Here is an 11,886-nt window from a genome sequence, read left to right on the forward strand (position 1 = left end):
TATAAGTCCCGTTAATTAAACGGGGCTTTCTCCTTGGAGGTTCATAAGGTGAAGCGGATAAATAAAGACAAAGGTAATAAATTCGCTCTAAAATTTAAAGCTTTTCAGGAGCGACTTGGAATTCATTTCCATGATGAAGGATTACTTATTCAAGCATTTACACATTCATCTTATGTGAATGAGCATCGAAAAAAGCCTCACGAAGACAATGAACGGCTTGAATTTTTAGGAGATGCTGTTTTAGAACTAACCATTTCCAAATTCCTCTTTAAAAAGTTTCCAATCATGAGTGAAGGTGAGTTAACAAAGATGCGTGCGGCAATTGTTTGTGAGCCATCATTAGTAACCTTTGCAAATGAATTAAAGTTTGGGGAACTCGTTTTACTAGGAAAAGGAGAGGAAATGACTGGTGGTAGAGAGCGACCAGCCTTACTTGCTGATGTATTTGAGGCATTTATTGGAGCGCTTTATCTTGATCTTGGATTAGAGGTTGTCAACCAGTTTTTGGATAAAACAGTCATACCTAAAATTAATGCGGGTGCTTTTTCTCATGTGATGGATTTTAAGAGTCAGCTACAAGAGCTTGTCCAGCGGGATGGAACTGGAGTTATTGAATATAAGGTTCTCCAAGAAAAGGGACCAGCCCATAGTCGTGAATTCGTTTCACGCGTTTCTTTAAATGGCGAGGAACTTGGAATAGGCACAGGACGATCGAAAAAGGAAGCTGAACAGCATGCGGCAGAAATTGCCTTACAAAAGCTGAAGAACAAACAAAAATAAGTAGCGTACCCCACGATATCGTGGGGTTATATTTTTGCCTATACAAGTATTACTAGAAAAAGACATCCAATAAAATACTTGTTTATGATAAAATATGTAGGACTTTAAATTGTAATTGAGGGGGAAGTTTATGTTCCTCAAACGTTTAGATATAGTAGGATTTAAATCGTTTGCTGAAAGAATTGCAGTAGATTTTGTACCTGGGGTTACGGCTGTCGTTGGGCCGAATGGTAGTGGTAAAAGTAATATCACTGATGGTATACGATGGGTTCTCGGAGAACAGTCAGCAAAATCATTGCGTGGGTCGAAAATGGAAGATATCATTTTCGCAGGAAGTGATAGTCGCAAAGCACTAAATGTGGCTGAAGTAACATTAACGTTGGATAACGAAGATCAATTTTTACCAATCGACTATCATGAAGTGAGTATAACTCGCCGTGTATACCGGTCTGGTGAAAGTGAGTTTTTAATAAATAAACAAGCATGTCGTTTAAAAGATATTGTGGATTTATTAATGGATTCTGGACTTGGCCGTGAAGCTTTTTCAATCATTAGTCAAGGAAAAGTAGAAGAAATTTTAAGCAGTAAAGCTGAAGAACGACGTAGCATTTTTGAAGAAGCGGCAGGGGTGTTAAAATACAAAACCCGTAAAAAGAAAGCAGAATATAAGCTTGCTGAAACACAGGAAAATTTAAATCGTGTTAACGACATCATTCATGAGCTTGAATCACAAATAGAGCCACTGCAAATCCAGTCTTCGATTGCAAAAGATTATCTTGAAAAGAAGAAAGAGCTAGAAACAATCGAAGTAGGCTTAACTGTTTATGAAATTGAAGATCTTCATGAAAAATGGGTGAAGCTATCTAAGCTTGTCGAAGAGCATAAAGAGGAAGAACTTTCTTTAAACACAAAACTCCAAGGCAAGGAAGCCAAAATTGAAGAACTACGAGCTGGTATTGAAGCGGCTGATTCATCAATTCATGAATTGCAACAACTCCTGTTAAGGACAAGTGAAGAACTTGAAAAATTAGAAGGTCGCAAAGAAGTATTAAAAGAACGCAAAAAAAATGCATCGCAAAACAAAGGCCAGCTTGAAAATTCAATTCTTGAACTTTCACAAAAGCTGGAGACTCTAAAAGAAAATAAGCAAACTGAGCAACAAGAACTTTCGAAGCTAAATGAAGAAGTTAAAGTACTTGGACAGCAGTTAAAAGAAAAGCAAACGTTACTTGCTTCGTATGACCAAAATATTGGAGAGAAAATTGAGAATTTGAAAAGCGATTATTTTGAGTTGCTTAATAAACAGGCTTCTTATCGAAATGAAATTGGCTATATTAAGGAGCAGTTTTCACAGCAGGAAGCGAAAGTAACCCGTTTAGATGAGTCCAATCAAAAATATATAGTAGAGCGCAAAGAAATTCTCGATGAGAAAGTACGTCTACAAACAAAGCTCTCTGTAATCGAACAAGAGATAAATCACCAAATTGTTTCTTTTAGAGAATTACAAGGAAAGCTAGAGAATGGAAAGAAAAACTATCAGAAACAAGAAAGCATGCTTTATCAGGCATATCAATACCTGCAACAAACGAAGTCTAGAAAAGAAATGCTTGAAGAGATGCAGGATGATTATTCTGGATTCTTCCAAGGAGTTAAGGAAGTTTTAAAAGCAAGAAATGATCAACTTGAAGGAATCGAAGGTGCAATTGCAGAATTAATTCAAGTTCCAAAAGAATATGAGACCGCTGTTGAAATCGCATTGGGTGCGGCAACACAGCATATTGTCGTGGACAATGAAAAAAATGCTAGATCTGCAATCCAGTATTTGAAGAAAAATTCGTATGGTCGAGCAACGTTTTTACCGATGAACGTCATAAAAGAACGTTCAATATCTGCAACCCAACTTGTCGCAGTTAAAGGACATCAAGCATTTATTGGAGTAGCTTCTGAATTAATTTCCTACGAAGAAAGATACCAATCTGTCATTTCCAATCTGTTAGGAACAATTATTATTACAAAAGATTTAAAAGGTGCGAATGAGCTTGCATCGCTTGTTGGGCATAGGTATCGAATTGTCACGCTTGATGGAGATGTTGTAAATCCTGGTGGTTCGATGACTGGGGGAGCTGTCAAACAAAAGTCGAATTCTTTATTAAGTAGAGGCCGTGAGCTTGAGGCAATAACAAAAAAGTTAACGGATATGGAAGTTAAAACAACAGAACTCGAAAAAACGGTCAAAGATAAGAAAAAGCTAATTGCCCAGCAAGAAGAAATGCTTGAAAAGCTCCGTCAAACAGGAGAAACATTACGCTTAAAAGAGCAAACGATTAAAGGTGAATATCGAGAAGTTGCTTTGAAAGAGCAAAACGTGAATGAGCATTTAGAATTGTATGATGATGAGAAGCAACAATATCAACTGGATAAAGAAAAGATGACAGCTCGATTAGAAGAGCTTAAGCATAAATTAGCTGCTCTTGATGAAGAGCTGCAATCTTTAGACAAGACGATTGCCCAATTAAATTCACAAAAGTCTGACCAACAAACTTCACGTGAAACAGTACAAACAGAAATAACAGAGCAAAAGGTTATTTTAGCCAGGAAAAAACAAGCACTCGAACATCAACAAGAAAAGGTGAATCGATTAGAGGAAGAGTTTAATGACGGGCACGCTAAGCTTACTGAGTTGAAAGAGGATTTAGCGCTTCTTGATAATGAAATGACTTCTAGTAATTCAGGTGAATTAGAGCTTGAAGAAGCAGCAAAGCAAAAACTAAATGATAAGAACGAAGCAATCCAAATGATTAGCAATAAGAGAGACCATCGCCTCCAACTACAAATGACTCTTGAAGATCTAGAGCGTGAATTAAAGGAATCAAGACGTCAGTACAAGCAGCTCGTAGACATTCTACAAGAGGAAGAGGTAAGGGTGAATCGCTTAGATGTTGAACTTGAGAATGGTTTAACACATCTTCGTGAGGAATATTTATTAACCTATGAGGCTGCTAAAGAACAATTTCCTCTTCAAATCGAAGTTTCCGAAGCAAGAAAGAAGGTAAAACTGATAAAGCTTGCTATTGAAGAGCTTGGTACTGTCAACCTTGGAGCAATCGACGAATATGAGAGGGTATCTGAACGCTTTACATTCTTGACAGAACAACAAAATGACCTGCAGGAAGCAAAGGATACGTTGTTTCAAGTGATTGATGAAATGGATGACGAAATGAAAAAGAGATTTGAAACTACTTTTACAAGTATTCGTTCCCATTTCGAAAAGGTTTTCCAGGCTTTATTTGGTGGTGGACGAGCAGACCTTCGTCTAACTGACCCAAATGATTTATTGAATACAGGGGTAGAAATTGTTGCTCAGCCTCCCGGGAAGAAACTCCAGAACTTAGGGCTTTTATCTGGTGGGGAAAGAGCATTAACTGCAATTGCATTGCTGTTTTCAATCCTTAAAGTACGTCCTGTTCCATTCTGTGTACTTGATGAGGTGGAGGCTGCACTTGATGAAGCAAATGTGTTCCGATTTGCGCAATATTTAAAGAAATTTAGCAATGAAACACAATTTATTGTTATTACTCATCGTAAAGGTACAATGGAAGAAGCTGATGTGCTATATGGTGTAACGATGCAGGAATCTGGAGTTTCCAAACTTGTTTCGGTTCGACTTGAAGAATCGAAGGAATTTGTATCGCAAACGTAGAACGAAAGGGGATTTACATGAGTTTCTTTAAAAAATTGAAAGACAAGATTTCAAATCAGGCTGACTCAGTAACTGAAAAATTTAAGGATGGTTTATCAAAAACTCGTAATACCTTTTCAGAGCGAGTTAATGATTTAGTTGCTCGCTATCGAAAGGTTGACGAGGACTTTTTTGAGGAACTTGAAGAAATATTAATCGCTGCAGATGTTGGCGTATCTACCGTGATGGAACTTATTGATGAATTGAAGATGGAAGTCAAACGAAGAAACATTCAAGACACAAAAGACGTTCAAAGTGTGATCTCGGAAAAACTTGTTGAGATTTACCAAGGAAACGAGGAACAATCACCCAAGCTAAATATTCAGGAGGAAGGTCTTACTGTCATTTTAGTTGTGGGTGTTAATGGAGTGGGTAAAACCACATCAATTGGTAAAATTGCAAACCGTTTAAAAAATGAGGGGAAAACTGTCCTTTTAGCAGCGGGAGATACATTCCGTGCAGGTGCAATTCAGCAGCTTGAAGTTTGGGGCGACCGTGTCGGTGTAGATGTAATCAAACAATCAGAAGGTTCAGATCCAGCAGCAGTTATGTATGATGCTGTACAAGCGGCAAAATCCCGAAACGTTGATGTCTTAATATGTGATACAGCGGGACGTCTTCAAAATAAGGTCAACCTTATGAAAGAGCTTGAAAAAGTTAAACGCGTCATTGAACGTGAATTACCGGGTGCCCCGCATGAAGTCTTACTCGTTCTTGATGCGACAACAGGACAAAACGCGTTAACCCAAGCTAAAACATTCTCAGCAGCTACTGATGTAACGGGAATTGTATTAACAAAATTAGATGGTACGGCTAAAGGCGGAATCGTCTTGGCAATTCGAAATGAACTAAACATTCCTGTAAAACTGATCGGGCTTGGGGAAAAAGTAGACGACCTTCAGGAATTTGATGCTAAAAACTACGTTTACGGTCTATTTGCAGACCTTGTCGAGAAAGCAGAAGAATAAGTAACGATCAGAGCCTGATTACACAGGCTCTTTTTTCGAGGTAGTTTGACAATGAGTATTTGATAGTAAAGTAAATTAACTTGACAACCTATTGTGAAATAGGTAAACTATGAGTTGTAAAGGTATTTCACTTAACAAGGGGGAGATACTATGCTTGAAAAAACAACGAGAATGAATTATCTATATGATTTCTATCAATCGTTGTTAACGCCAAAGCAAAGAAACTATATGTCTTTATATTACCTAGATGACTTTTCCCTTGGTGAAATAGCAGAGGAATATGAAATTAGTCGTCAAGCTGTCTATGATAATATCAAGCGTACAGAGACAATGCTTGAAGAGTACGAGGAAAAACTGTTACTATTTCAGAAATTTCAAGAGCGAAGAACACTGATTGCCGAGCTAAAACGACTTTCTCATCAATATGATGATAGCGCAGAGCTTCAAAATGTGATACAGTTGCTTGAGAAATTAGAATAAGGGGCGGTGAAAAAATGGCATTTGAAGGATTAGCCGACCGACTGCAAGGGACACTACAGAAAATTCGTGGTAAGGGAAAAGTATCAGAATCCGATGTAAAGGAAATGATGCGAGAAGTACGTCTAGCACTACTTGAAGCAGACGTAAACTTCAAAGTTGTAAAAGATTTTGTAAAGCGTGTCAGCGAACGAGCTGTTGGACAAGAGGTAATGAAAAGCTTAACACCAGGACAACAAGTTATAAAAGTTGTTCAGCAGGAGCTTACAGCCCTTATGGGTGGAGAGCAAAGCAAAATTGCGGTTGCCAAAAGACCGCCAACCGTTATTATGATGGTTGGTTTACAGGGTGCAGGTAAAACCACAACTACTGGGAAGCTTGCCAACCTATTACGTAAAAAACACAATCGTAAACCACTTCTTGTTGCTGCAGATATCTATCGTCCAGCTGCGATTGACCAATTACAAACATTGGGCAAACAACTTAATATGCCGGTCTTTTCACTTGGAGATCAGGTAAGTCCTGTTGAAATAGCAAAACAAGCAATTGATAAGGCAAAAGAAGAGCATCATGATTATGTGTTGATCGATACAGCAGGACGTTTGCACATTGATGAGGAATTGATGGACGAGCTTAAACAAGTCAAAGAAGTTACTCAGCCTGATGAGATTTTCCTTGTTGTTGACGCAATGACAGGTCAGGATGCAGTCAATGTCGCGCAAAGCTTTAATGATTTACTTGGTTTAACGGGTGTCGTTTTAACGAAGCTTGATGGGGATACCCGTGGTGGTGCAGCATTATCAGTTAAAGCTGTTACAAACACACCAATTAAATTTGTGGGTCTTGGTGAAAAATTAGATGCTCTAGAACCATTCCATCCTGAACGTATGGCTTCACGTATTTTAGGGATGGGGGATGTGCTTTCGCTCATCGAAAAAGCCCAAGCTTCCGTTGATGAAGATAAAGCCAAAGAGCTAGAAAAGAAATTTAAGTCTATGTCGTTTACATTTGACGATTTCCTCGAACAGTTAGCACAGGTGCGTAAAATGGGTCCTCTTGATGAGGTTCTTGGTATGCTCCCAGGTGCTAACAAAATGAAGGGTCTGAAGAATGTTCAGGTTGATGATAAACAAATCGGTCATGTCGAGGCTATCATTCGTTCTATGACAAAGGCCGAGAGGGAACAACCTGAGATCATCAATTCAAGTCGTAAAAAACGAATTGCAAAAGGTAGCGGTCGAACTGTTCAAGAAGTAAACCGTCTCTTAAAGCAATTTGAAGACATGAAGAAAATGATGAAGCAAATGACAAATATGACAAAAGGTAAGAAAAAAGGATTCAAATTTCCTTTTATGTAATACCTAGTCCTAGTTGTCCAGCTTCAGGCGCTATCGGCTCGAGGTCATAAGCCAATCGCTTCTGAAGGCAAAAAACGCCTTCTGTCAGCGCTTTTCTTATGCTTGTCGCCGATGAACGAGCGCCCTGCGCTTTTCTATTTAAAATGTAGTAATAATAACCATTTCATTGATGTAAAGAAAAAACACTTTACAAACAGATGTGGAACAGTTAATATTATATCTTGTTGAAATATTTTCGGAGGTGCTATATAAAATGGCAGTAAAAATTCGTTTAAAACGCATGGGAGCAAAAAAATCTCCTTTCTATCGTATCGTTGTAGCTGATTCTCGTTCACCACGTGATGGACGTCAAATTGAAACAGTAGGAACTTACAACCCAGTTGTTCAACCTGCAGAAGTTAAAATTGATGAAGAATTAGCATTAAAATGGTTGCAAAATGGTGCTAAACCATCTGACACAGTTCGTAACTTGTTCTCAAAACAAGGAATTATGGAGAAATTCCATAACGCAAAAAACGGTAAGTAATGGGTAACTTACAGATGAAAGAGTTAATTAGAACAATCGTACAGCCACTGGTTGATCATCCTGAAGAAGTCGAAGTTACTGAAGACTCAGACGACCGTAATATCACTTATTTGCTAAGCGTAAATAAAGAAGATATGGGTAAAGTTATCGGGAAGCAAGGCCGTGTTATTAAGGCGATTAGAACTGTTGTCTATGCAGCAGGAACAGGACATAATAAACGAATTCATCTAGAAATTAACGAATAATCATTAAAAAGGGAGAGGGTAACCTCCCCCTTTTTTTCTATAAAAAAATCATGAGGGTTGTGTGCGTGTGAAAATCATCCAAACGGTTGAAGTTAAACAAATCTTAACGGATAATAGCAAAACAAAGCTCATTGATTCATTACAAACCAATAAAAATCAACTACTTAAAGAATGCCAGCAGCTCAAGTTTGAACTAAAAAAGATGGAAAAGCTTAAGAAATTTGATTCTGCGAAAATTAACCTTTATTTCACTAATGAAATTAACCTTAGGCAAGAAAAAATCAAACAATTTGAGTTCCAAATCGAACAAATACATATGCTACCATTAGGCAGTGAAATAAAAGAAAAAGAAGTACAATCTCTTATTGATATAAATGTAGGGGATAACTGGGATGAAGTAACAACTGCACGAACAATTATAATTAAAGAAGGAATAGTTGAAGAAATTCGTTAGAGGTGAAATAAATGGACAAGTGGTATAACGTCGGAAAAATTGTAAATACACATGGAATCAGAGGCGAGGTTCGCATTATCTCAAGAACGGATTTTCCTGAAGAGCGTTATAAGGTTGGAAATACACTACATATCTTTATAGCAGATAAAGAACCTATAGAAGTTACAGTCCAATCGCACCGAACTCATAAAAATTTTGATTTAGTTACATTTGAGGGCTACGATAACGTTAATGACGTCGAGCAGTTTAAAGACTCCCTAGTGAAAGTACATGAAAGTCAACTCGGTGAATTAGAGGAAGGAGAATACTACTTCCACGAAATTATTGGCTGTACTGTTGTAACAGAGGAAGGCGAAGAATTAGGCTCTATCAAAGAAATATTAACACCAGGTGCGAATGATGTGTGGGTTGTAAAAGGTGCAAAGGGTAAGGAAATTTTGATTCCGTTTATTGATGATATCGTGAAAGAAATTGATATTGAAGAAAAAAGAATCACCATTCACCTTATGGAAGGATTAATTTAACATGAAAATTGATATCTTAACCCTTTTTCCAAATATGTTTAATGGTGTACTTGGTGATTCCATATTAAAAAAGGCACAAGAAAAAGAGAAAGTTTCGTTTAGGGTCGTAAATTTTCGTGAATATGCCGATAACAAGCATCAAAAAGTTGATGACTATCCTTATGGTGGTGGAGCTGGAATGGTATTAATGCCACAGCCCATCTTTGATGCCGTTGAAGATCTCACTAAACAAACGGAATCAAAACCTAAAGTTATACTCTTATGCCCACAGGGAGAGAGATTTACCCAGCGGAAAGCCGAACAATTGGCAAAGGAAGATCATTTAATTTTTATTTGTGGTCACTATGAGGGCTATGATGAACGGATAAGAGAAAATCTAAGTACGGAGGAAATTTCAATTGGTGATTTTGTCTTAACTGGTGGTGAACTTGCAGCAATGGTTATCTCAGATAGTGTTGTTCGACTTTTACCAGGAGTATTAGGTAATGAGGACTCACCAGTGCTCGATTCTCATAGTACGGGATTACTAGAACACCCTCATTATACAAGACCAGCAGATTTTAGAGGAATGACAGTACCTGATGTCCTTTTATCTGGAAATCATATGCATATTGAGGAATGGCGGGAAAAAGAATCACTAAGACGAACATATAAAAGAAGGCCTGATTTACTTGAAAGCTATCAACTTTCACCAAAGCAAGAAAAATGGTTAAAAGAAATTAAAATAGATGAAGAGTAACTATTGCAACGGTAACAGAATTATGGTAATATACTCTTTGTGACTTGGGCAAATTGTCCGTTGTCTTATTAAGATGTTCCGCTGCAATGAATGAATATTGGTAAGAGCATCTGTTGGAAGGAGTTGAAAAGACGATGCAAAACATTATTGAAGAAATCACAAAAGAACAATTAAGAACTGACCTTCCTGTTTTCCGTCCTGGAGATACAGTACGTGTACACGTTAAAGTTATCGAGGGTACTCGTGAGCGTGTTCAGGTATATGAAGGTGTTGTGATTAAGCGTCGTGGTGGTGGAATTAGCGAAACTTTCACTGTTCGTAAGGTATCTTACGGAGTTGGTGTTGAACGTACATTCCCAGTGCATACACCAAAAATTGCGAAGCTTGAAGTAGTACGCCGTGGTAAAGTACGCCGTGCGAAATTATACTACTTACGCGAACTTCGTGGTAAAAAAGCACGTATTAAAGAAATTCGATAATAAACGAGAAAGGAGCTTGTATAAAATTAACAAGCTCCTTTTACATTTGCGCAAATTCTATTTATAATAGTAGGATAATACATACTATATTCTAATATAAAAAAACTATTTGGTAGATGAGAAAAGAACAGGTGGAGGAGCAATGATGGCCAAACAAAAAAATGAACTTTGGGAATGGATTAAAGCGCTAGCCATTGCTGTCATATTAGCAGCAGTAATCCGTTATTTTTTCTTTGCACCGATTGTGGTAGACGGGCTTTCAATGATGCCAACCTTACATCACCAAGACCGTATGATTGTGAATAAGATTGGCTATAAGGTTGGTAAACCAGATCGCTTCGACATCGTAGTCTTCCATGCAACAGTCGAAAAAGATTACATCAAGCGGATAATTGGATTACCTGGTGATCGAATTGAATATAAAAACGATATCCTCTACATTAATGATGAACCGTACGAAGAACCCTATCTTGATGAATATAAGAAGAACCTAATTGATGGACCACTTACAGATCCATTTATTTTAGAAGAAGTGCCAGAAGGTCACCTGTTTGTTATGGGGGACAATCGCCGCTACAGTAAGGACTCACGCCATATCGGTCCAGTTCCAATCAGCGAAGTCCTAGGTGAAACAAGCCTTATCTATTGGCCACTATCTGATTTTGGTATTGTAAAATAGGTTATAAAACAACTTTCAAAAAAATTAACCATATAAGTTGGTGAAGATATTGACAATTCAATGGTTTCCAGGCCATATGGCAAAAGCGAGAAGACAGGTCACAGAAAAACTCTCTCTCATCGATATTGTATTCGAACTTGTAGATGCTAGGATTCCTGCATCATCCCGAAACCCAATGATTGATGAAATCATAAAAAATAAACCAAGACTTCTCCTTTTGAATAAAGCAGACATGGCCGATCCAAAAGTAACAAAAGAATGGATTTCATATTATAAAGAAAACGGTGTACATGCCCTCGCTATTAATTCACAAGAAGGTAATGGCATGAAACAAATCGTTAGTGAAGCAAAGGTAATTTTAAAAGAGAAATTTGATAAAATGGCTGCTAAAGGGATTCGACCACGCGCAATACGAGCATTAATTGTAGGGATTCCGAATGTCGGTAAATCGACATTAATTAATCGCTTAGCAAAGAAAAACATTGCACAAACGGGTGACCGTCCTGGTATTACGAAAGCTCAGCAATGGATCAAGGTTGGTAAAGAGCTAGAGCTCCTTGATACACCGGGAATTCTTTGGCCAAAATTCGAGGATCAAGAAGTTGGTCTTAAATTAGCAACTACTGGAGCTATTAAAGATACAATTCTAAATCTGCAGGATATTGCTGTGTATGCCCTAAGATTTTTAGAAGAAAATTATCCTGAGAATTTAAAAGAACGTTTTGGTCTTGAAGAAATTCCAGATGATATCGTATTGCTATTTGATGAAATTGCCAAACGTCGTGGTAGCATGATGTCTGGTGGATTTGTAGACTATGATAAAACAGCTGAATTAATTATTCGAGAAATTCGTACTGAAAAATTAGGCAGGCTTACATTTGAGAAACCTTAAGGTTCGCTATTTAGCGAGCCTTCATT

Annotated in this window: 13 protein-coding genes; all 13 read left to right on the forward strand. The window is 37.7% G+C overall.

From position 1 onward, the window contains the following. Positions 1-48: 48 nt before the first annotated feature. Positions 49-780 carry a ribonuclease III gene (gene rnc, locus CKJ95_RS05450; protein ID WP_099352392.1) on the forward strand — a complete coding sequence of 244 codons (732 nt, stop codon included), beginning with the start codon at positions 49-51 and terminating at the stop codon, positions 778-780. 130 nt (positions 781-910) lie between these two features. Continuing rightward, positions 911-4,480, forward strand: coding sequence for a chromosome segregation protein SMC (gene smc / locus CKJ95_RS05455; protein WP_099352393.1), 3,570 nt, complete (start codon positions 911-913; stop codon positions 4,478-4,480). A 17-nt stretch (positions 4,481-4,497) separates the two neighbouring features. Continuing rightward, a complete protein-coding gene (ftsY, locus tag CKJ95_RS05460) occupies positions 4,498-5,487 on the forward strand; it encodes a signal recognition particle-docking protein FtsY (protein WP_099352394.1) in 990 nt (329 codons plus the stop codon). Between the two features lie 150 nt (positions 5,488-5,637). Then, entirely contained in the window at positions 5,638-5,967 is a 330-nt protein-coding gene (locus tag CKJ95_RS05465; RefSeq protein WP_099352395.1) for a putative DNA-binding protein, read from the forward strand. 14 nt (positions 5,968-5,981) lie between these two features. Continuing rightward, on the forward strand, positions 5,982-7,322 hold the full coding sequence (gene ffh / locus CKJ95_RS05470) for a signal recognition particle protein (RefSeq protein WP_099352396.1): 1,341 nt from the start codon (positions 5,982-5,984) through the stop codon (positions 7,320-7,322). A gap of 253 nt (positions 7,323-7,575) precedes the next feature. After that, complete coding sequence (gene rpsP / locus CKJ95_RS05475) at positions 7,576-7,848, forward strand: 30S ribosomal protein S16 (RefSeq protein WP_077617792.1); 273 nt, start codon at positions 7,576-7,578, stop codon at positions 7,846-7,848. A gap of 14 nt (positions 7,849-7,862) precedes the next feature. After that, positions 7,863-8,093: a KH domain-containing protein gene (locus CKJ95_RS05480; RefSeq protein WP_099352472.1), complete on the forward strand. Its 231-nt coding sequence runs from the start codon at positions 7,863-7,865 to the stop codon at positions 8,091-8,093. 67 nt (positions 8,094-8,160) lie between these two features. After that, positions 8,161-8,547, forward strand: coding sequence for a YlqD family protein (locus CKJ95_RS05485; protein WP_099352473.1), 387 nt, complete (start codon positions 8,161-8,163; stop codon positions 8,545-8,547). Between the two features lie 11 nt (positions 8,548-8,558). Then, positions 8,559-9,071 carry a ribosome maturation factor RimM gene (gene rimM / locus CKJ95_RS05490; protein WP_099352397.1) on the forward strand — a complete coding sequence of 171 codons (513 nt, stop codon included), beginning with the start codon at positions 8,559-8,561 and terminating at the stop codon, positions 9,069-9,071. A 1-nt stretch (position 9,072) separates the two neighbouring features. After that, positions 9,073-9,810, forward strand: a complete 738-nt coding sequence (gene trmD, locus CKJ95_RS05495; RefSeq protein WP_099352398.1) for a tRNA (guanosine(37)-N1)-methyltransferase TrmD — start codon at positions 9,073-9,075, stop codon at positions 9,808-9,810. Between the two features lie 134 nt (positions 9,811-9,944). Beyond that, positions 9,945-10,289, forward strand: a complete 345-nt coding sequence (rplS, locus tag CKJ95_RS05500) for a 50S ribosomal protein L19 (protein ID WP_099352399.1) — start codon at positions 9,945-9,947, stop codon at positions 10,287-10,289. A gap of 145 nt (positions 10,290-10,434) precedes the next feature. Continuing rightward, a complete protein-coding gene (gene lepB, locus CKJ95_RS05505; protein ID WP_099352400.1) occupies positions 10,435-10,968 on the forward strand; it encodes a signal peptidase I in 534 nt (177 codons plus the stop codon). 49 nt (positions 10,969-11,017) lie between these two features. After that, positions 11,018-11,860 carry a ribosome biogenesis GTPase YlqF gene (ylqF, locus tag CKJ95_RS05510; RefSeq protein ID WP_099352401.1) on the forward strand — a complete coding sequence of 281 codons (843 nt, stop codon included), beginning with the start codon at positions 11,018-11,020 and terminating at the stop codon, positions 11,858-11,860. Positions 11,861-11,886: the final 26 nt, after the last annotated feature.

It is taken from the genome of Fredinandcohnia onubensis (assembly GCF_002734285.1).
Taxonomy (GTDB): domain Bacteria; phylum Bacillota; class Bacilli; order Bacillales; family Bacillaceae_L; genus Ferdinandcohnia; species Ferdinandcohnia onubensis_A.

Excerpts from the sequence above, each read along its gene's own strand:
- ftsY (WP_099352394.1), top strand. The coding sequence starts at position 4,498 with ATGAGTTTCTTTAAAAAATTGAAAGACAAGATTTCAAATCAGGCTGAC.
- ffh (WP_099352396.1), top strand. The coding sequence starts at position 5,982 with ATGGCATTTGAAGGATTAGCCGACCGACTGCAAGGGACACTACAGAAA.
- rimM (WP_099352397.1), top strand. The coding sequence starts at position 8,559 with ATGGACAAGTGGTATAACGTCGGAAAAATTGTAAATACACATGGAATC.
- CKJ95_RS05480 (WP_099352472.1), top strand. The coding sequence starts at position 7,863 with ATGAAAGAGTTAATTAGAACAATCGTACAGCCACTGGTTGATCATCCT.
- trmD (WP_099352398.1), top strand. The coding sequence starts at position 9,073 with ATGAAAATTGATATCTTAACCCTTTTTCCAAATATGTTTAATGGTGTA.
- rplS (WP_099352399.1), top strand. The coding sequence starts at position 9,945 with ATGCAAAACATTATTGAAGAAATCACAAAAGAACAATTAAGAACTGAC.
- CKJ95_RS05465 (WP_099352395.1), top strand. The coding sequence starts at position 5,638 with ATGCTTGAAAAAACAACGAGAATGAATTATCTATATGATTTCTATCAA.
- rpsP (WP_077617792.1), top strand. The coding sequence starts at position 7,576 with ATGGCAGTAAAAATTCGTTTAAAACGCATGGGAGCAAAAAAATCTCCT.
- smc (WP_099352393.1), top strand. The coding sequence starts at position 911 with ATGTTCCTCAAACGTTTAGATATAGTAGGATTTAAATCGTTTGCTGAA.
- lepB (WP_099352400.1), top strand. The coding sequence starts at position 10,435 with ATGGCCAAACAAAAAAATGAACTTTGGGAATGGATTAAAGCGCTAGCC.